Source organism: Thalassotalea crassostreae, from assembly GCF_001831495.1.
In the GTDB taxonomy this organism is placed as follows: Bacteria; Pseudomonadota; Gammaproteobacteria; order Enterobacterales; family Alteromonadaceae; genus Thalassotalea_A; species Thalassotalea_A crassostreae.
The window spans coordinates 1255839-1277771 of the sequence record NZ_CP017689.1; the positions used below are offsets into that span (position 1 = coordinate 1255839).

The window sequence follows — 21933 nt, forward strand, 5'->3', positions numbered from 1 at the left end:
AACTAATGCATTAAGGGTTAGTATGATTAACTTAACCAAAAAAATTGCGGTCATAGTTACTAGTTTAATATTAAGCGGTCAAGCATTTGCTGATGTAAAACTGGCAGACGTATTTTCTGACAATATGGTATTACAACGAGGTAAACCAGTTACCATTTGGGGACAAGCATCTCCAGGAGAGTCTGTGAAAGTTGAATTTTCAGGACAACAGCAGACGACTGTTACAGGCAAAAATGGTTCTTGGTTTGTTAAACTCGCGCCATTAGCAGCAAACAGTAAACCGCAAAAATTGCTGGTTACTGCTAGCAATAATCAAACGATTAATAATATTTTAGTTGGTGATGTTTGGCTTGCTAGTGGCCAATCAAACATGAAGTATAAAACCAAAGGCATCATAGGTAACAAAGATGTCATTGCCAAAGGGAACAATCCTCTAATACGACTTTTGCCTATTAGCCAAAATATCCAAAAACAGCCGCAAACAAAGTTAGCTGATAAATGGGTAGTATCGTCTCCAAATAATATTAAAGATTTTAGCGCACTTGCTTCTATATTTGCTCAAGGCTTACAACAAGAGTTGGATGTACCGATTGGTATCATCTCTGCCGCTGTAGGTAGTACTTCTGTTGAAGCTTGGGTGTCAAATGAAATGTTAAAAACAGTGAATTTTGCACCGGCTGTAGCACCATGGGTATACGCTGAGGAAAACTGGGCGACACAAAAGTCTGTTTTTTTGAATGAGAAAATAGCCGAACATCAAAAATACATTAAAAAGATGAAGTCGAAAGGTAAAGAAATACCACCAGGAAAACTACAACCTCCAACGCAAGTGCTAGCACCTCATGAGAGTCGACTGTACCCGTCAGGAGCGTATAACGGTATGTTCAACCCGTTAATTCCGATGACATTAAAAGGTATTATTTGGCGTCAGGGTGAAGCAAATATGAAAAGAGGGTGGCAATACCAATTCTTATTAGCTGATATGATTAATTTATGGCGCAATGAGCTTAAACAACCTGATTTACCTTTTATTCAAGTACAGTTACCTGAGATAAAGCGAATTTCGTCACAGCCTCAAGATAGTTCAATTGCAGAAACAAGGGACTCTCAATATAAAGTAGAAAATAAACTTTCTAATGTATATACGGTTGTCGCTATTGATCTTGACCAAAAAGGTAATATCCACCCAAGAAACAAAAAGGTGGTTGGTGAACGTTTGATTGCTACAACACTTAATAAAGTGTATTCATTAGGAAAGTCTTATTCGAGTCCTAGATATAGTCATTTAGAACAATCGGGAAATAAACTTAATGTACATTTCTCCAATATCAGTAAAGGTTTAATTGTAGCCCAAAGACATACTGGCACAACATTTACGTTAACTCCAACGTCTGATAAACCAACTGGATTTGCTATCGCTGGTAAAGACAAAAAGTTTTATTGGGCAGATGCAGAATTAAAAGGCAATAGTGTCGTGTTATCTCATAAAGACATTAAAGAGCCTTTATATGTTCGCTATGGTTGGGCTGATAACCCACAAGGACTTAATGTCTATGATAAAAGTGGTGGACCATTAATGCCATTTAGAACGGATTCATTTCCAGCCATTAGTATGGATGAAATAGAAACTAAGATAGGGCTGATAAAATAGCCGATTTGTAATATGGGGTAACCTATATTATTAACTGAACAATGCCAGATTTTATCTGGCATTAATATTTTTATTGATAACATTTTATACATATTTAGCTAGCGTCTCGTAGAACTAGATTAACAATTTTTACCTAAAATTAGGGACTGTATTGTTAACCTATATCAGGTTAATCTTCTCGTGATATTAACCATTATTGAAGTAATATCAGTAGAGTAATAGCTAGCTTAGTATTTGATAATACGGAAAATTTAAACGCAACAACCTAGCAAACATCATTTATATTATTTAGTTTTAGTTATATATGCTGTGTATTTAAATTTTAAATAACTTTTTAGGAAAGCTATGATAAGTCGACTACTCCTTCTACTATGTTTTTATGTTATTTCTTTTAACTCCGCTGCTAAGCAACAACCTAATGTTGTCTTTATTTTAGCTGATGATATGGGGGTTGGTGATGTTAGCCTTTTTAATAAAGACGCTAAAGTAAATACTACTAACCTTGACAAAATTGCTAGCAATGGAATGTATTTTAGTGATGCTCATAGTACTTCTGCAGTATGTACGCCGACTCGCTATAGTTTATTGACAGGGCGTTATCATTGGCGCACTGAGATGAAAGGTAGAGTTATTGATGGTTATGGCAAAGCGTTAATTAAGCCCAACCGTGCGACAGTTGCTCGCTTGTTACAGGACAATAATTATAAAACAGCAATGTTTGGTAAGTGGCATTTAGGACTTAACTGGCAATTAACTAATGGTAAGAAAATAACTGAATATCGCCCTAAAGATATTGAGCCATTCATCGATTTCAGCAAGCCTTTTACTGGCGGGCCTGTTGAACATGGTTTTGACTATTTCTATGGTATAAATGCATCACTAGATTTTCCTCCATATACTTGGATTGAAAATAACAAAGTTATTGAAACCCCAACCATATTAATGCCTTATAAAGGGCCTAAAAAATCAGATAAAACAATACCATGGTTGCATCGAAAAGGTTTAAGATCTTCGGGTTTTGATGCCGCTTTAGTAATGCAGCATATGACTGAAAAAACGGTTGACTATATTGCTAAGCAAGATAGCAAACAGCCTTTCTTTATTTATATGCCATTAACAGCGCCACATACACCGGTCATACCTCGTAAAGAGTTTTTAGGGTCGAGTAACGCAGGGATCTATGGAGATTTTGTTCATGAGGTAGACTGGGCGGTAGGCGAAGTGTATCAAGCGTTAAAAAAACAAGGCTTACTAGAAAACACCATCATTGTTTTTACTGCTGATAACGGCGCTGCTAAGGTTGCCTTCTCATTAGCGGATCAAGAAAAATACCAACATAAACCAAGTTATATTTACAAAGGCAGCAAAGCCTCCGTCGATGAAGGCGGTCATAGAGTACCATTTATTGTTCATTGGCCTGAAAAAATAGCGGCTACTGGCCAAAGTTCTAGCCTAATTGAGCTAACCGATACCTACGCAACGCTTGCTGATCTTCTAGGGGTAAACCTAGCTGAAAATGCTGCGGAAGATAGTATAAGTTTTTTACCGCAGTTATTAGATGTCGGTCATAAAGGCAATCGTAGCCAAGCGGTACATACTGGCTTTTCTGGCCATTTTGCGTTTCGCTCTGGAGATTGGAAATTAAAATTGAGCAAAAATACTAAGCAGCAAGAGCTGTATAATCTTGCGAATGATATCGCAGAAACGAACAATGTAATTGCAAAAAATCCTGAAGTAGCCAAAAGATTACAGGACGAATTTAGTAAAATTATTTTAGATGGTAGATTAACCCCTGGTAAGCCACAGAAGAATGATGGCGAGCAACGTTGGTCACAAGCTTATTGGTTGAAGTAAACAATCATAGTAATGCCTCAAATGTATTTTAGGACGAGAAAAAGGGAACTGAAACTCAGTTCCCTTTTTCTTTGCCTGTCCCGTCCTGAAATAGATTTACACTTTTAGGACGGGACAAATAGAAATAACCCCAAAAATCACTTGTAAAATTTCTACATGTTAAGTGCCCGCTTATAAAAAGTTAGATGTATTAATTTCTATATATAAAAAGTTATTAAAGGTTGGTGTGAAAAATAAATAGAACTCTTTTGCTACTATATTGTGTTCACATCCAATGTTTATATGTCTAGCAGACATTTTTTTACACTGAATTAGAATGTTTGTTGTAGAAGTTGAAGTGAAATTGTGTAAATATCGTTTACAAAATAATTATAAAGCTGTATTTTTATAGGTAATTGCAACTCTAGGTACATATAATGAAAAAAATTACTAACCTTTTAATTAACAGCGCTATCTGCGGAGTATTGATGGCTCCCGCTGTAACTTTGGCGGCAGCTCATCATTTAGTTAAGAGAACTCATGATGATGGTATTAGCTTCCCTTATCAAGCTCCGAAAACACACTTAAGTTATCTAGATAAGCTTGATCCAAAATACAAGCCATATATGCAAGCTCAGCCAGAAATGATTGAAGCTTGGCAAGACGATCGATTTGGTGTCTTTATTCATTGGGATCATTCTTCACAAGTACCTGTAAGTATGAGTTGGGGAAGAAAGGGAGCTCGTCCACACCACTCTTCAGATGGCACTGTAAAAAAAGGGGTGCCAGAGCAGGAGTATAATGATTTAGCTAAGACATTTAATCCAACTAAGTTTGATGCGGAAAAGTGGATGGATGTTGTTAAAGACTCTGGAGCAAAATATATAGTCTTTACAGCTAAGCATCATGCTGGTTATGCCATGTGGGATACTAAGGTGAGTGATTTTGGTATTATGAACTCACCTTACGGCAAGGATGTAACTAAAGATTTAGTTGCTGCTGCTCGTAAACGAGGAATCAAATTTTACTTCTACTTTTCACAGCCTGATTGGAAAGAAGAGTTATATCGAGATATGAAAAATCGCGATGAATTTATTCGTGAATTTATGTTCCCACAGTTAAAAGAATTATTAACCCAATACGGAAAAATTGATGGTATTTGGTTCGATGGTTTAGGCAAAGGAATTGATACTTGGTATGGCCCTGAAATGATTACCATGATGCGTAAATTACAACCTCATTTGGTTGTTAATCATCGTTGGGGAAATCCTGCATGGCGATTCGGCGACTTTGATGGTCCTGAGCGTAAAATTGGTCGATTCCAAATTAACCGTCCTTGGGAAACCTGCACCATTATCGGTGGCGGTTGGGGGTGGATGGGTGATAAGCCGCCGATGTCTTTACCTAACGCATTAACTTTATTACAAAAAACGGTCAGTAGAGGCGGAAACTTATTGCTAAATACTGGACCAACAGCACTAGGTGAGATTACCCCTTCGCATGCTAAACGCTTTAAACAGATGGGTGATTGGTTAGCTGAAAATGGTGAAAGTATATATGGCACACGTGGGGGACCATTTATCGATGGCCCATGGGGTGGTTCTACTCGTAACGCTGATAATGTATACCTGCACTTATATGGTAGTGTTGGTAATGCATTAAACTTACCGTCACCACCTGTTAAGGTGCTATCAGCACACTTGTTAAATGGTGATGCGGTTAAATTTGAACAGAATAAAGATAAGTTAACTATACAATTAGCTAAAACTGTAGGTCCTGGTTCAGTAGTTAAGCTTACTATGGCCGAAGATGTAATGGAGTTACCGGTTATTAATACTACAGGTGACGCAGTTACTTTAAATGCAAAAGCGCAATCATCATCAGATAGAAGCGAGAAGTTTAGTGCAAAAGCAATGGTAGAAGGTAGCGCTACGAGTTTTTCTGAAGGTATTCATATTCGTTCTACATGGTCACCATCAACTGGTGATGCCAATCCTTGGATCCAATTAGATTTAGGTGAAGTTAAAGATATCGATTACATTACTTTTGATTCACATAACTTTGGTAAATTAATCCCGAAAGGACAAAGCTTTACTGTGAGCCTAAAAATCAATGATAAATGGCAAGACGTTTATAGTGGTTCGCAGGTTATGGTAAACAATGGTATTGCCCTTGACAAAACCTACCAGGCTAGCGCAATAAAAGTAGCTTTCTCATCAGCTAAACAGTTAAGTGTTGGTGATATCGTTGCTTTTAGTGCAGCGAAATAAAACAGCATAAAAATCAATGACTATGACACCTTGATAGAATAAAAACTATTAAGGTGTCTTTGTTTAATTAATTATCTTAAGACGCCACAAATAATCCAGTAACCGAGTTAAGATGAACTTCGTCTATTGGCTTTTTGTGGTTTATTCAGGAATATAAAATGTTAATTCGAATATTTTCAACTGTAATTTTGTGCCTCATATCAGCATCTTCGATTGCACAATCACAATCACAATCACAACCAAACATAGTGTTTATTTTAGCTGACGACCTTGGTGCTCATACTCTAAGTTCTGACGGTAACGACATTATGGAAACACCGCATTTAGATCAAATTGCAGCACAAGGTATGAAGTTCACCCGTGGTTACGCTAATGCAGCAACATGTAAACCAGCTCGAGCAGCCATAATGAGTGGGCAGTATGGGCCGAGAACTTCTATTTATCGAGTTGTTGATCGACACAAAATGAGAGGTAAGCCTGACTTATCAAATAATATCAAATTCATTGTTCCTCCAAACGCCAGCCATTTAGCCTTAGAGAACGTAACAATTGCAGAGTCATTAAAAGCAGCAGGTTATACAACCGGTCACTTCGGTAAATGGCATTTAGAAAAATATAAAAGCTACTTACCTGATACTCAAGGCTTTGATGTATCTTATGAAAGTCACAAAGTGCACTTTGGAGCGAAAGTAAATGTTGATCAAAAAGTATTACCCAAAGATGTTTATATTGGCGATTATATGACGGATAAAGCCATCGACTTTATGAATGATGCTGTAGCCAAGAAAAAGCCATTTTTTACTTATTTACCTTATTTCCTGATACATAAGCCTGCGGAAGGAAAATCGGAAGATATTGCTTATTTTAAGAAAAAACTAGGTGCTGATTATGATGATACCACCATTAAAGTTGCTGCCATGACAAAAGCGCTGGATGATAATGTAGGTCGTGTATTAGCCAAGCTTAAAGACTTAGGGATTGATGATAACACCCTCGTTGTATTTACCTCTGATAATGGTGGCTACAAAATGCTAAATAATGTCCTCAATGGTAATTTACGAGCTTATAAAGGGGAGATTTATGAAGGCGGTTTACGAGTGCCTTATCTATTTCGTTTCCCTGGTAAAATTAAAGCAGGCCAAACAAACTCTGAAATGGTTATGGGGATTGATCTTTACCCTACATTAATGGCTTTTGCGAATGCTAAAGCTGGACAAAAAGAGCTCGATGGTGAAAATTTAATGCCATTACTTGTTGGCGATACAAATGTTTTAGCAAAACGTGATTTATTTTGGTTTTTCCCTAAGTGGGAACGATATAATTCTAAGACCAATACTTGGCATAATGCTTGGCGAAATGTCATTAATGATGGCCGATATAAGCTGATACAGTATCCTGATACAGATCACGTGGAAGTTTTCGATTTGAAAAATGATCCTCAAGAAAGCAAGAATATTGCTAAGAATAATCCAGAAATCACTGAACAATTAGTGAAAAAACTAGAGCAATGGAAGATAGATATTTCAGCACATAAAGAAATACCAAATCCTAATTACCTAGTTAAATAAATTAGCAAGTTGTTGATTTAGTTATATCTTTTTTGTTTTAGAAAACGTGTACATCAATTATTAATTGATGAAAGCTACTAGTGCATTTGCTAAGTCCATTGAATTACCCTGTTGTAAACGGCTTAGCAACTGCATTAGACTAGTGCTAACAAGCAACTTAATTAGAGTTAAATGGATAAAGCATTAATAGATAACTATATCAGCACCGATTATATGATCGATGATGAACTAGGCTTATGGTTAATTAACATTAATCAACATGATAGAGCCTTAAGCAGGTACTTGCATATGCAAGCTAAACCAACCGCTGCATTTATCACAGCCTATAACCCAATGAGTAAGCCGACTAGCGAAAAAGTTAATAAACGCGCTCACCAACAACTGCAACATCAGCTTACGAAACAGGGATTTAAGTTCTTACATGGGTATGGTCAAAGTCAGGATAATAAGTGGCCTGCAGAGCAAAGTGTGTTAGTGCTGGCAATCGATAAGTCTCAAGCTAATGAAATTGCCAAACAATACAATCAAGCTGCTTATGTGTGGATTGATGACACAGGTTTACCGTCATTAGTTTTAAAAGACGATTATTGTTAAAAAAAAGCCACCCAAAGTAGGGTGGCAAAGAAATATGCATTTCAGGGGGGAAAACTTAAAAAAGTTAACTGTGTTTAATATTACCTTAGTTATAAAATTAAACTGTTAACGAAATGTAATTTTGCGCAACAGTTTGTTGTTATATTTTTGTTAATGCCTGATTTAAATAAAATTAACATCCGTTAAAATCTGAAATCGCTCCTACCAATACCCCCTAAAACTCTGGCTTATACCGAAAGTTACGTCTTCCTCTTAGCTGTTACAAAGCGGTTACACATAGCTACATTTATTTGGTTAAACTGCACTCGATGAAAATTAAACACAATAAATTTTCTCTTGAATACCTGTGTTTTCAATTTAGATATTTATTTTGAAATTATTCTTAAAAAAACTAAGGATCTGTGCCAAAGCGCTGATTTAATTGATATGAACCGCAAAAATAAACAAGTGCAAGACCAAGAAATACCAAAGAATCTATTACTAGATCTAGCAAAATTGATTGTATTAGGTGTACCAATTGTTATTAAAGGCTTTGTAGACATTATTCTGACGCAGATAACTGGCCGCTCGAAGATCCATAACAAAACAAATATTTATCGTCGTATTTATAGCTCTAAACAGAAGTAAATATTTTTAAAGGGGGGAAGCACTATGATGATTTTTCTAGTGTTTTTAGGTTTAGTTCTAGGCATCATTGCGTGTAACGAAATCAATTTGTTTTAATTCGTCTCTAAAACATGACGTGTACAATTGAACACCTAAGATTAAAAAGCCAATGTCCGCATTGGCTTTTTTGTATCAATCTGTCCCGTCCTGTTAGGTAAAAAAAGCCTCGCAAAGGTGCGAGGCAAAGCATTTTAGGGAATAGAAAACTACATCAATTAACAAAATCTAACGACACAATGATGTTAACTATTACTTAATACTGACAAAATAGTAAACAAGATCACTTATTCAACTTTTATTTTTTACTATTTATTAAACGTAGGATCCGGTGTACCTTTAAAACAATTAACTACATAAGGGTAATTGTCGGTAATGTAATAGCCATAAACACCATCAATAGTCATGCCGTTACATTCGTCTAAATCACCTAAACCTTCGACATATTCGTTATCATCACGAAAAGTACCATCATAAGAGCCACCAGGGCTGCCATTTGTTGTCGGACGGTTACCTGTAATAAGTCGGTAACTTGAGCTTGCTTTTCTGATCACACCCTCGTCATCAAAGTACGGACCATAAATTGGGAACCCATCGGCAGCAAAGCCAACAACCGGAGAAGCAATACCATTATTCTCTGCGTGATAAAACGCATTTGGCGTACCATGGTAATGATATGTTCCATCAGGTTGCGCATGTGCATTGTGGCTATCAACCAAAAATCCTGCAGATGGTGACATTGGATCATAACGCCACGCTTGTGCCATATCATTACAACCGACTTTGCCATTGCCAACGCCATAACAACCTGCGGCAAGTAAATCCACTTTAACACCGTTTAGCAAAATAGCGTTATCCATCGATAAACTAATAGGAGTAATCGCCGCCGCAAAGCTCGGTGAACTCGTTATTTCAAAAGTATCGTTTTGTGCTGAAACATCATTAGGAAAGCTTCTACCGCCATCGTTAAAGTCATGATTTGGAATCGCATTGGTTTTAAAAATACACTTACCGTTATTTGCAGTGATGACCAAATCGCCAGAAAAGACTGTGCCATTGTTTACATCTAGTACGCTTGATAAATACTGCTCAACGTAGTCGCCACAATTTGCGCTTCTTTTATCGAATATTTGATTGGTGATATCAATTCCACTTATTGTTGTTTCACCACGCACTTGTGCAGCTATATCTTCTAACGCATGGACAAGATCGTGGCTATCAAATGATGTCAGTAATAAATCGTCTGCTTCTGCAAAGTCATTTTCAACATCAAATAATTGCTGTGTGCCATCAGCAAACTCAATTAATTTGTAGTCACCTTGCTGTACCGCCCAGCCGGTAGAGTTATTACTTTCAAACTCAGAATAATTGAAAACTCTTTGAGCGTTATTTGCTGAGCTTGTCAATGTATCTGCAAAACTATAACTGTCGTATATACTGTTTATTTCAGCGCCCGCTAAGGCGGCAATTGTTGCATATAGATCGGTACCATTTATAAGGCTGTTATCTGTTTCGTTTTTTCGCTCTACACCTTTACCTGAGACAATTAGTGGAACATTAACGCCGCCTTCATAGAGCGTACCTTTACCGTGATTTGGAGCAAAAACATTGGCGTCAATTACTGTTCTTGGTGTGCCGTTGTCACCCATATAAATGATAATTGTATTTTCTCTTTGCTCGGCTGAAAGCGAATTTACTAAACGGCCAATTTCACTATCCATGGCTTCAATCGCGGCAAGGTAATATTCTCGCTTACGTCCTTCAATGTCAGACTCTGTCCCTGTTAAGTAATCTCTTGTATGTAAATCCGCTGGTGGTAAGTGCAATGGTGAATGAGGCGCACTATAAGCTAGCCAGACAAACCAAGGAGCGGATTGTTCATCGATCCAATCTATTGCTAACGAAGTAATTTTAGTGGAGTGATATTCTGTTGATTGCGAGACAACGCCATTGGTAGTGAGTTGCCAATCATAGTAATCGGATACGTTACTGAGATTACCTGCATAATATTCGATACCGCTATCATTAGGGTGAGTGACACTTGGATTGCCACCGCCTAAATGCCATTTTCCAAAGTGTGCGCTTTGGTAGTGCGAGGTATTGGCATTAGCATTTAATAGTCTAGGCAGTGTTTGCAACGAGGTGTCAAGTGTGCCGGGTACATAGGTAACCCCACTATTAATGCCATGCTTTCCGGTTAATATTGCAGCTCGTGTTGTGGTACAAGCAGGAGTCACCCATGCATTAGTATATACAATGCCAGAATCAGCGATGGCGTTAATTTCAGGGGTTAACGGCGTATCTTCTGAATATGGATATTGAGCCGATGCATCTACACCTTGATCATCACTGATGATGAATAAGATGTTGGGTGAATTAGTATCAACTTGCTCCGAAGAGTTGTCGTCATTTGAGTCATTAGCTGAGTCGTTATTAGAATCATTGTTAGAGCTGTCACTAGAGTCGCCATCAGAGCTGTCACCAGTGTTATCCGAGCTGCTACCTTGCTCGGTCGGAGTTTCATTAACATCACTATCTTGCGTGTCACCTCCACCGCCACAGCCAATAACATTAAACGCAAAAACAAATACAACTAGCAAATATTTGCCCATAAAGTTAACTCCCCAACAATTATTTAACTTTAACTATATCAACAGACCACCAGAAGTCTGTCAGTTGTGAGTAAGGCAAGTGTAAAGGTTGTGTAAATTAAACTTTTTACGACTTCCTGAATTTGTTTCAGGATCTCTTCTTAACTCAACAAGATACTGAAACAAGTTCAGCAAATCATATAGGAGCGTGTAATCGTTTAGACGTTGAAAATTAGACAAAAAAAACCTCGCTAAGGAGCGAGGTAAAAATACATTTCAGGGAGGAAAACTATGAAAGTTAACTGTGTTTAATATTAAACGAATTATGAAAAAATACCGTTAACCAATTGTAAAACACTGCAATAGTTTGTAGTTAAAAATTCGTTAATATTCTCGTCAACTAGGCAGGATTCATAGAAATAACGTTTAGTTTTAACTACACAATTCTATTACTAAGAAAATGACTAAATTTTTGTGTTTACTATTTATAATACGTTTTATTAATCATTGGGTTATGACAAGATATGAGCTTGTCATAATTCATCATAATTAGTCATAACTAGGTCACAACATTTATATCACCATCGCTCATAATAGATCTCTATTAATTTGCAATGTGTGTTCAAGCAAATTGAATTTGCTCAAATAATTATAAATGCCTCAACGCATAAGGATTTGTTATGAAACGTTTCGTTTCTCTTACTTCGTCTGTCGCTATTAACATAGCTCTTGCAGTCATTTTATCGGTACAGATGTTCACCGCAGTTGCTAGTGAAGTCAGCTATGTCGGTACATACAGCCATGAAAATAAGCCCGCGCTTATTGTTCAATTTTCAGAAAAGTCAGCTAGCACCGCAGGTGTCAAAGTAATCGATGTAATAACCAAAGAGGACTTATCCTCGGGTTGGTTTTTAAACAGCAATAAGCTGGCAATGATTAACACTAATGTCAGTGCAGGTAAGCGTTATGAAGTAACGGTTACAGGGGCTAAAAAAATCACAGTTGCCAGCAAACAAGAAATATTTATTCCGGAATATGCGCCGACGCTAACAGTTTTGAGCAAAGGCCCTGTAATACCAAGTGCAAGTTATCGAACCATTCCAATTTCTGTTAGCAATTTAGATACCGTTTCAGTAGAAGTTCTGCAAGTGCTAGAACCTGAAAAGATATTAAATAAATTGTATTACAACCAACAAATCCGAGCTTATCGAATGGCTGACAATGCCAAGTACTTAAAAAGCATCACTACCTTATCCTTTGATATTCCTAAAGCAGAGAAAAACGCGTCCATTAAAACAGCTTTACAATTACCAAAAGAACTCACTGACGGTTGGTATGTGCTGGGCATAAAAGGTGGCGGTCAAATGAATAATAACGACACCAAAATAGTGCAGGCATTGATTACCGATATTGGCATTCAAGCGAAAGTGTTTGCCGATAGTATTTCGGTGAATGTGCTAACTTTATCAAGTCAGCAGCCAATCAACAAAGGGACGGTGTATGTTGTTAAACAAGATGGCTCAAAGATAAAACTAGGCAAGCTAACCAATGGTTTAGGAAACTTTAAATATAAAACCAATAGTTCTGACCTATTAATGGTAAAAGCCGGTAAACGTTTTGGTTATCTACCATTAAAAGAGGTGCCATTAGATTTATCAGCGTTTGCTGTTACCGGCAATAACTGGCAAGAAATGGAAGCGTTCGCTTATTCAAATAGAGATTTATTCAAGCCTGGAGAAACTTTACCACTGAATATCCTATTGCGTGATGACGATGGTCAATCGGTTGCCAAGCAACGCCTATACGTAGAGTTTGTTCAACCTGATGGTCGTATTGTTTCGAGTCGATGGCTTGATGAAACTACCATAGAAACTGCTAGTCAAAACTCAAACGAAGCAAATCCCAAAATGCCAACCGCCGGCTATTATCGTACCGATTATCAAATATCATCGTCGGCAGTGCTAGGTAAGTGGACAGCACAAATTAAACCTAATAAAAACAGTAAACTGATCTTAAACAGTTTTGCTTTTAATGTTAGTGAGTTTGTGCCAGAGCGCATGGATTTGGTGGTAGACCTTGAAAGTGAACAGCTTATCTCGAAAGCTACCTTGGGCGCGAAAGTTAACGGTCGTTATTTATTTGGCGCAGCGGCCAATGGCAACACGCTAAAAATAAGCCCCTATTACCATTCGGTGAATCACTTTGAAGGTAAATACAGTGACTATTTTGTTGGTCAAAGATTTACTGTATACAGCCGTGACTTACCAAATATTAAGCCAATTAAATTAGACGCTAATGGCAATGCCAATTTAACGCTACCATTGATTAATGATGACAAACTTAAAGCACCTGTTAATGCTTCGTTTAATTTCGAACTGCTTGAAACGGGTGGTGCTTCAGTAAGTCGTAAGCACGATGTGTTTATTTGGCGAGATCAAACCATTGCCGGTATCAATCCACTTTTTGAGCAAGCGAAATATTTCCAAACCGTACAATTTGATTTAGCGCTAATTGCTGCCGATGGCAAGAGCTTATTACCAGGCACCTTAGATTACACCTTAGAACGAAACCGCGGTGGTTATTACTGGACCTACAGTGAATCAGGTGGCTGGGATTTACATCGTGACAATGAATGGCGCCCGGTATCAATTAAATCGGTGAACTTAAAAGCTGGGCAATCAGAGCGCGTTTCGATGGATGTTGAATACGGAAATTACCGTTTAATTGCAACCAATGAAGACGGCTTTAAAACCATATATAACTTTAATGCAGGTTGGGGTAATAACAGTTATACACAGCAACCAGTTAAACCTGATGAATTAACACTTAAGTTTGATAAACCACTGTATAATAGCGGCGATACGATTAATGCGACGGTAATTGGCGATTTAAGCGGTAGCTTGTTAGTAACATTAGAATCTAGCGAAGTTAATTGGCAACAAACATTTGAATATACTAAATCAAGCGCTAAGCAAGAAAGTAAATCAGGCTCAAATAAAGAGTTAGCAATACAAATTCCAATTGATAAAGACTTAAATCGTCATGATTTATACGTGACCGCAACGCTTGTTGGCAACGAGCGAGGTATGCCGCGCAGAATGTTTGCGGTAAAACCAGTCAAATTGAATCGAGAAAACCGTAAACTCGATGTCTCCATTAGTCATGAATGCGAATTACGACCTTTAACGAAAACGAAATTTGTTATCAATACTAATGCGCTGAAAAATCTCAGTACATCCATTTCAACCTCAAGCCCGCAACATAGTCAAAGTCAAGCATGGTTAACACTATCTGTTGTCGATAAAGGCATCATTAATCTATCCGGATACCAAGTTCCAGACATCAACGAGCACTTCTTTGGCCAACGTCGCTACGCAGGTGATGTTGTCGATTTATATTCACGCATTTACCAACAACGTCCGGATTCATTTTTGACGCATCGTTACGGTGGTGACGCCGCGGCTATGGCAAATCAAAAACCAGATAACCTCGTTGAAAGTAAAACTATCACCTTAATGAGTGAATTAGTTGCTTTCGATGCTCAAGGTAATGCGGAAGTAACGTTAGAGTTACCAGATTACAACGGTGAAGCACAAGTTGTCGCTACAGTGTTTACCGAACAGCAATTTGGCCAGCAAACTAAAGATGTAAAAATATCCTCACCTATTGTTGCAGAGCTTGCTGTACCAAGGTTTTTAACCCCAGGAGATAATAGTCAAGTAATGCTCGAAGTGTTCAACAACTCAGGCAAAAGCCAAACCATCACTGCGGCGGTAAGTACAACAGATACGCTGGTGCTAGATGGTGAAACCAAAATCAATACAAAGCTAGCTGATGGTGAACGAGCATCGGTGGCCGTACCGTTTAATGTGTTAAATGTTGATGATCACGCCAAGGTTAGTATTAATATTGCAGCAGATGATTTTAGCCAAACGCGAAGCTGGACCATTCCAGTGCGTTCACCATTGCCTATTTTAACGAAAAAATCATCACATACTATAGCGCCAGGTGAACGCTTTGCCATTAATCAACAATATTGGAACGGTTTATCGCCAATTAAACGCGATATGGGCGAGTTAAGCTTTTCGCCGGTACCGTTTTTAGATCCGCTTGAATATGCGACAGGGCTATTTCGATATCCTTATGGCTGTGCTGAGCAAACTACATCGAAGGCAATGCCTTGGTTAATCGACAGTCCAATTCTTGATAAAGTTAAAGAAGAAGCGGCTGATAAAAGTGGTCAACGTTATCGTTATTATGATCTGTCTATTAAAAATAAGTCTGCAGAGCAAATGCTAGAAGCCGCAGTTATGCGTCTTACCAAAATGCAAAAAGCCAATGGTGGTTTTGGTTTGTGGAATAAATATGGCAAAGAAGAACCTTGGTTAAGTGTTTATGTCACCGATTTTCTATTTCAAACCGCGCAAAAATACCCAAACATTGTGCCAACGAAAATGTTGTCCTCTGCGATGACTCGCATTAGCTCATACAAAGCGACGGAAGGTTCGTCTGCACTTTATTACGCTGCTTGGGTTTTAGCAAAAGCAAATAAAATAAGCTATGCCCAGCTTGAACAAATAGAAATTACGCCTTTAAATTCGTCATTATCTGCCGCTCATATTGCTGGTGCAGCCTTGTTATTAGGTGATGTAAATAAAGCGGAGTACTATTTTGATAACATTAAACGTTATCAACGAGAAAAGTATAATTATTGGGTAGGCGATTACGGCTCACTGGTTCGAGATTATGCCAAAACAGTGGCAATAATTTCAGAGCTTGAACAACAAATGAAATTGCCAACCAACATTACCCGTTTGCGCAATGAGTTAGTGGCGAAATTACAAGATACACTTCCTAAACGTTACTATTTAAGCACGCAAGAGCAAACCGCATTAGTAACGGCCGGTATAGCGCTATCAAAAGGCAATGATAAAGCTTTTACGCTTGATATTGACTCTCAAACTCAAAATTATCAGGGCTTAAGTGATACTAAAATTAGCATAGGTACGGTGATTGAAAACACCAATGCACATGAGCTGTTTATTCAAATTCGCGCTAAAGGTTATAACAATAATAATCGTTATCTGCGCTCAACCATCCCAACCAAAACGTTTACTAAATCCATCAAAACACACGATGGTAAAACATACGATGGTGAGCCAGTCCCTGTCGGTGAAAAGCTTATTGTTAGTGTGGTTATCGATGTTGAAGAAAAGCTAGATAACGCCATGTTAGTTGATTTTATTCCATCTGGCTTTGTTATTGAAAACCCTGATTTTACCGATGCCAACGACATTTTAGCTAGCAATAAACTAACTAATACGACAGCTAATCATGTTGAATATCGTAACGATAGATTCATTGCTTCCGCTGATATTAGACGTTACGGCAGCTATCAATTTCACTATGTGATCCGCGCAGAAACTCCCGGACAAGCAATAATGCCTAAAGGTTATATTGAAGATATGTACAACCCTGAGCGTTTTGCTTTTGCTCCTGCGCCGGTCAAAGCGATTGAGATCATCATCGAAAAGCCGGAAGAGTCGATGTTAGGCACTCTGAAAAATATGTTCAGTGATGACGAATAAAGCCAACGTATATATAGCAAGCGTCGATAGAGCAGGCACTAAAACGGGAAGCATGATGAAGTTTAATGAGCGTTTATATCAGCATAAAGGGGTTAGAGCTGTGTTGTTCTTAACGGCTGTTTTAGTGATTACCTTCTTTTCGCTTAACGCCATTTACCCGATAAACATTGATCAACGCACTGATGCGGCAGTAACGGTATATACCAAAGAGGGAGAACTACTTCGTCAATTTGCCAACAAGCAGGGCATTTATCGCATCGAAACCACGGTTGAACAAGTGAGTCCGTTCTATTTGGATGCATTACTTGAATACGAAGATAAGCATTTTTATGACCATCCGGGGGTAAACCCATTTTCATTGGCGCGCGCCATAAGACAGCGCGTGACCAATGGCCGTGTTATCTCTGGTGGTTCCACATTAACCATGCAAGTCGCGCGTTTGTTATACCCAAATAAACGTAGCTACGCAGGTAAGCTGCAGCAAATATTTCGCGCATTACAGTTTGAACTTAAATACTCCAAAGATGAGATTTTAGGTTTATATCTAACCTATGCGCCTATGGGCGGAAACATTGAAGGCGTGCAAGCGGCAAGCCAACGCTATTTTGGAAAACATGCCAAAGACCTTACCAAAACCGAAGCAGCACTTTTAGTTGTATTGCCACAAAGACCGTCAGTGTATCGCCCAGATATCAATCCTGACAAAGCCAAAAGTGCTAGAGATAAAGTACTAGGGCGTTTAGAACGAGCGAATTTAATTGACTCAAACAACGCCAGTTTTTATCAACAAGAGCCAGTATCAAGACAGCGAAAGTCTTCTAAGATGCTTGCGCCTTTGTTGGCAAGGCACTTAAAGCAGCAGCAACCGCTGAAAAATAGTATTACCACCACGATTAACCATAATGTGCAATCGGATTTAGAAAGTATCATTAGTCAGCGTATGCAAACACAAGATAGTCGATTGTCGGCTGCGGTATTGGTTATGGATAATCAAACGGGGGAGGTTATTGCCTATAAAGGCTCAGCTGATTTTCTTGATAACAATCGTTTTGGTCACGTTGATATGAGCAGAGCGATACGTTCACCGGGTAGTACCTTAAAACCGTTTATTTATGGCATGGCGATGGACAGCGGCATCATACATTCAAAGAGTTTATTAACCGACGTACCAATGCGTTTTGGCGATTATCAGCCAAAGAATTTCGATTTACGTTTTGATGGCGCAGTATCGGTCGATGTTGCATTAAAGATGTCGAAGAATGTACCGGTTGTGCTGGTGCTTGATAAGCTAACGCCGGAAAACTTTGTTATTAATCTTGAAAACGCCGGCGTTCACCTAAACGTCGAACAACCTAATTTAAGTATTGCCCTTGGCGGCGCGGGAATAACATTGACTGATTTAGTGGCGCTGTATTCGTCACTATCACGTCAAGGACGTTTAATTTTTCCTAAAACTCAAGCCCAGCAGAAACCAACGGAGCAAGCATTTACTGGTGTGCAAATACTTAGCAAAGAATCGGCATGGATCATCAAAGAGATCTTGAGCGAAATCGACCCGCCAGATAGAGCTGCCGCGGCATATCATCGCCAGATCTCTTGGAAAACAGGTACCAGTTACGGTTACCGTGATGCTTGGGCGGTCGGCACAAGTAATGATTATACTGTCGGCGTATGGGTTGGCAGACCCGATGGCGCACCATTTGTCGGTCAAACTGGTGCTAAACAGGCTGGACCTATTTTATTCGATGTCTTTGATTTATTACCCAAAGATGTGCTGCGTATCGATAAACCTGAGCAAGTTATCAGTAAATCAATTTGCTGGCCTAGCGGATTAAGCCAAGATTATGTGAATAACGATGATTGCATTAATTTAAAAACAGCTAATACCATCAAAGGTAAGACTCCGTTAACCATTAAAAGTAATGGCGGTTTAGAGCAACTTCATCAGTGGCCACAGGTATTACAAAATTGGATGAAAACCAAAGAATTTAAACTGCAAAAACAAAACCAACGAGTAAGCATTTTACATCCTAAAGACAATAGCCAAATGTTTATGGGTAGTAAAACCGAGTTTGTCGCAATCGCCAATAACGATCTTGCCAATTGGTATTTAAATGACAGGTTATTACCAAACAACATCATTAAAACCAAACAACTTGGTCAAGGACCACAAACAATCACCGCTTGTTTTAACGATAGTTGTGATTCTATAGTGGTTGAGTTGTATTAATGGAGCTGTATTAATAGATAAAAAAAAGCCTCGCTAAGGAGCGAGGCAAAAATACATTTCAGGGAGGAAAACTATGAAAGTTAACTGTGTTTAATAATAAACCTTTCCCAGAAAATAGCTGTTAACCAAATGTAAAACGCTGCAATACTTTGTTGTTACGATTGTGTTAACTCTGCTCGTTACATGCATTAGTTCAATAAATAACTCGATTTATTTAGTTAAGATTAAAACCAATAAGTCATACTCACATTGCCGATCAAAAAAGACTCTTTTTCTGATGAGAATAATTGCTGATATTTAGCGCCAACCCCCACGCTTAATTTGTCAAAAAATAACAGTCCAACTTCCGCTGATAAATCACCAATAAGGTTGGTTTCAGAACCATCAAAATCTAACGTCGCAATACCAAGCCCTATGCCGGCATTAAAGTAATAGTCGATATGCTCTTGACTAGTATTGGTAATTTTATCTAAACCTAAACCAAACATTAGAGAATGATATTCAACACTCTGTGATGGGGAGTCTGCTAATTTATCATCTAATGTAGTGAACTCGACATAATTACTGAGGCCTCCTAACGTCGTGTTGCTAAAACCGGTTAAGCGAATCGATGTTGCAGACTGATCTTCAAGTTCTACGTCTTGGTCGTCATAACTAAATTCCACAATAGGTGCTTGATACACGCTCAATCTAAATCTATCTTCGGCACTCGCATTAAAACTTAGTATTGCGGCCATTATTATTAAAAAATATTTCATTTTATTCCCTGCCTTTAGTTATTTGTTTAGGCTCTGTATTAGAGTCTTTGGTTTAAGTGTTAAGCTATTGTTAACTAAGTTAGGAAGTGGTTGAAAGACAATTAAAAAAAGTAGCATTGACTGCGACTAAAAGTATTAAAATTTTATACTTGCTGGTAAAAATCTAATGTGATTGAGCACAAAAGGTGATTTGAAAACGCCATCAACCTTTTGTCTAAGCTAGCGGCATAGTGCCAAATTAGTGCCAATTAGTGCAAACTAGTGCAAACATGACAAAGAATAGAGCCTTAAGCCGTAATCTCATTATTTAGCGGGCTTGTTAAAATAAACCGTTATCCTATTATTGATATAGTAATACTCTGAATATTCACCTCAAAGCATAAAGGACATGAACAGTTGTATCGTTTAATCACTTTATTCATTGTTTTATCGGTTACGCTATTAACCTCCGGTTGTGCCAATAACGATTGGCGCACGGCAAGTAGGGAGCCTGCCGGCATTGCCTCTATACCGAGTGAAGATAATCGTGCAATTATCGAAGTCTATGCGGCCGATGCCTTTAGCTGGCGTGGCTGGTTTGCGGTCCACCCTTGGGTTGCGATTAAAGATAAAGGTGCCGATGAATATACGGTTTATGAAGTTGTAGGCTGGCAAGTCAAGCGAGGCTTATCCGCAATCCGCGAATTTAACACCGAAACGCCTGATCGTTATTGGTATGGTTCCAAACCTGAATTAATCCTATCGATTAAAGGCGATAAAGCAGTAGAGCTAATACCTAAAATAAAGCTGGCAATACAAACCTATCCTTGGGCGAATGAATACAGTGTATTCCCTGGACCGAACAGCAATACCTTTGTTGCTTGGATTGGCAAGCAAGTACCTGAGCTAGAGTTAGATTTACCGTTCAGTGCAATAGGTAGTGGATACGCTGACAACACCAATTAGAACAATCCATCTGAAATATTTCTAAATAAAATTCTTTGCGAAGCACTCCGAAGGAGCGAGAACATGGATGTTCGAGACAAAAAAAAGCCTCGCTAAGGAGCGAGGCAAAAATACATTTCAGGGAGGAAAACTTAAAAAAGTTAACTGTGTTTAATACTACCCGATATAAAAATTAAAGCTGTTAACCAAATGTAATTGATTGCAAAAGAGTGTTCCTAAAACCTTGTTAACAGGAGGTGCGAAGGTGCTAAGGAGTATAGCTGCGAAGCTGCAAATCAAAACAGCTTAATAACGAATTATTGACTATCAAATGCAGCTTTGAATAATTGATAGTGCACTTCGGTCAGTGCATCGATATCACGCTGGTAACCACCGCCAATGACTGCGGCAACAGGTAATGCTCTGTCCTTACACGTATCAAACACAAGTCTATCGCGTAAATATATCCCTTCGGTTGAAACGTTCAACAACCCCAAATCATCATGTTGATGAATATCAACGCCGGCGTCATAAATGACTGCATCAATCTCGTAGCTATTTAACGCTAAATCTAAGGCTTGTTTAACCGACTGCAAATACTCTTCATTTTCTAGGTGCTTATCTAAACCAAAATCTAAATTAGAGTTTTGCTTGCGATAGGGAAAGTTCTTTTCGCAATGAAGCGACACCGTAATGATATCGTCTCGCTGTTCACATAATGCAGCGGTGCCATCGCCTTGATGGACATCGCAATCAAAAATCAAAACACGATTAATATCGTCGTTTTCTAGCATTTTATTTGCCGCCAGGTATAAATCATTGATCATGCAAAACCCTGAGCCAAAGTCGGCAAAGGCATGATGATAGCCGCCAGTTAAATTAATCGCGATGCCATGTTCAACAGCAAGCTTAGCTGTTAACAATGTACCACCAACCGCGGTAAAGGTACGTTTTACTAATTGCTCTGACCAAGGAAAGCCAATTCGGCGCATCTCTTTTGCACCAAGCGACCCTGACACAAGTTCATCAACATAAGTAGCATCCAGCATTGCCTTTGCTTTATCTACGCTGAATCGCTGTGGCGTATTAAAAACACTTTCAGCAACGCCATCGTCTTTTAAGCGCTGATATATAGAACGATATTTATCGATAGGGAATCGATGACGAACTGGCAACTCTAATTGCGAATAAATAGGGTGAAACACTAACGGAATATTAAATGACTTCATTGACGCTTAAATTAAAATGAACACCAGAGTAGTG

Annotated in this window: 12 protein-coding genes; 9 read left to right on the forward strand and 3 right to left on the reverse strand. The window is 38.5% G+C overall.

The annotated features are described in order from the left end of the window. Positions 1 to 22 precede the first annotated feature (22 nt). The 6 genes from LT090_RS05495 (at position 23) to LT090_RS05520 (ending at position 8543) form a co-directional block, all read left to right on the forward strand. Positions 23 to 1651 (forward strand): sialate O-acetylesterase, encoded by a 1629-nt coding sequence (locus tag LT090_RS05495; RefSeq protein ID WP_068546488.1) that lies wholly within the window; start codon positions 23 to 25, stop codon positions 1649 to 1651. A gap of 345 nt (positions 1652 to 1996) precedes the next feature. Next, positions 1997 to 3505, forward strand: a complete 1509-nt coding sequence (locus LT090_RS05500; protein ID WP_068546490.1) for a sulfatase family protein — start codon at positions 1997 to 1999, stop codon at positions 3503 to 3505. A 416-nt stretch (positions 3506 to 3921) separates the two neighbouring features. Then, positions 3922 to 5754 (forward strand): alpha-L-fucosidase, encoded by a 1833-nt coding sequence (locus LT090_RS05505; protein WP_068546492.1) that lies wholly within the window; start codon positions 3922 to 3924, stop codon positions 5752 to 5754. 158 nt (positions 5755 to 5912) lie between these two features. Next, entirely contained in the window at positions 5913 to 7322 is a 1410-nt protein-coding gene (locus LT090_RS05510; protein WP_068546494.1) for a sulfatase, read from the forward strand. Positions 7323 to 7493: 171 nt separating this feature from the next. Further along, on the forward strand, positions 7494 to 7916 hold the full coding sequence (locus LT090_RS05515) for a DUF3293 domain-containing protein (protein ID WP_068546495.1): 423 nt from the start codon (positions 7494 to 7496) through the stop codon (positions 7914 to 7916). A gap of 426 nt (positions 7917 to 8342) precedes the next feature. Continuing rightward, positions 8343 to 8543, forward strand: coding sequence for a hypothetical protein (locus tag LT090_RS05520; RefSeq protein ID WP_068546497.1), 201 nt, complete (start codon positions 8343 to 8345; stop codon positions 8541 to 8543). Between the two features lie 344 nt (positions 8544 to 8887). On the opposite strand, the gene LT090_RS05525 is transcribed toward LT090_RS05520, so the two are convergent. Next, on the reverse strand, positions 8888 to 11191 hold the full coding sequence (locus LT090_RS05525) for a YHYH protein (protein WP_068546499.1): 2304 nt from the start codon (positions 11189 to 11191) through the stop codon (positions 8888 to 8890). A gap of 659 nt (positions 11192 to 11850) precedes the next feature. On the opposite strand from LT090_RS05525, the gene LT090_RS05530 reads away from it, so the two are divergent. Together LT090_RS05530 and pbpC are read left to right on the forward strand one after the other, a co-directional pair. Continuing rightward, positions 11851 to 16758 (forward strand): alpha-2-macroglobulin family protein, encoded by a 4908-nt coding sequence (locus LT090_RS05530; protein ID WP_068546501.1) that lies wholly within the window; start codon positions 11851 to 11853, stop codon positions 16756 to 16758. Then, complete coding sequence (gene pbpC / locus LT090_RS05535; protein ID WP_082897168.1) at positions 16748 to 18988, forward strand: penicillin-binding protein 1C; 2241 nt, start codon at positions 16748 to 16750, stop codon at positions 18986 to 18988. Before LT090_RS05530 ends, pbpC begins: the two co-directional genes overlap by 11 nt. 224 nt (positions 18989 to 19212) lie before the next feature. Here pbpC and LT090_RS05540 read toward each other — a convergent pair whose 3' ends face one another. Further along, entirely contained in the window at positions 19213 to 19746 is a 534-nt protein-coding gene (locus tag LT090_RS05540; RefSeq protein ID WP_068546502.1) for a hypothetical protein, read from the reverse strand. Positions 19747 to 20142: 396 nt separating this feature from the next. Here LT090_RS05540 and LT090_RS05545 point away from each other — a divergent pair, with 396 nt between their 5' ends. Further along, the gene (locus LT090_RS05545) at positions 20143 to 20691 is read left to right on the forward strand and encodes a DUF3750 domain-containing protein (RefSeq protein WP_068546504.1); all 549 of its coding nucleotides are present in this window, start codon (positions 20143 to 20145) and stop codon (positions 20689 to 20691) included. Between the two features lie 296 nt (positions 20692 to 20987). On the opposite strand, the gene LT090_RS05550 is transcribed toward LT090_RS05545, so the two are convergent. Next, on the reverse strand, positions 20988 to 21899 hold the full coding sequence (locus LT090_RS05550; RefSeq protein WP_068546507.1) for a histone deacetylase family protein: 912 nt from the start codon (positions 21897 to 21899) through the stop codon (positions 20988 to 20990). Between the last annotated feature and the right edge of the window lie 34 nt (positions 21900 to 21933).

What these genes read in the sequence shown, in the direction of transcription:
- LT090_RS05505 (WP_068546492.1), top strand. Translation starts at nt 3,922, where the DNA reads ATGAAAAAAATTACTAACCTTTTAATTAACAGCGCTATCTGCGGAGTA.
- LT090_RS05500 (WP_068546490.1), top strand. Translation starts at nt 1,997, where the DNA reads ATGATAAGTCGACTACTCCTTCTACTATGTTTTTATGTTATTTCTTTT.
- LT090_RS05510 (WP_068546494.1), top strand. Translation starts at nt 5,913, where the DNA reads ATGTTAATTCGAATATTTTCAACTGTAATTTTGTGCCTCATATCAGCA.
- pbpC (WP_082897168.1), top strand. Translation starts at nt 16,748, where the DNA reads ATGACGAATAAAGCCAACGTATATATAGCAAGCGTCGATAGAGCAGGC.
- LT090_RS05540 (WP_068546502.1), bottom strand. Translation starts at nt 19,746, where the DNA reads ATGAAATATTTTTTAATAATAATGGCCGCAATACTAAGTTTTAATGCG.
- LT090_RS05530 (WP_068546501.1), top strand. Translation starts at nt 11,851, where the DNA reads ATGAAACGTTTCGTTTCTCTTACTTCGTCTGTCGCTATTAACATAGCT.
- LT090_RS05495 (WP_068546488.1), top strand. Translation starts at nt 23, where the DNA reads ATGATTAACTTAACCAAAAAAATTGCGGTCATAGTTACTAGTTTAATA.
- LT090_RS05515 (WP_068546495.1), top strand. Translation starts at nt 7,494, where the DNA reads ATGGATAAAGCATTAATAGATAACTATATCAGCACCGATTATATGATC.
- LT090_RS05525 (WP_068546499.1), bottom strand. Translation starts at nt 11,191, where the DNA reads ATGGGCAAATATTTGCTAGTTGTATTTGTTTTTGCGTTTAATGTTATT.
- LT090_RS05550 (WP_068546507.1), bottom strand. Translation starts at nt 21,899, where the DNA reads ATGAAGTCATTTAATATTCCGTTAGTGTTTCACCCTATTTATTCGCAA.
- LT090_RS05520 (WP_068546497.1), top strand. Translation starts at nt 8,343, where the DNA reads ATGAACCGCAAAAATAAACAAGTGCAAGACCAAGAAATACCAAAGAAT.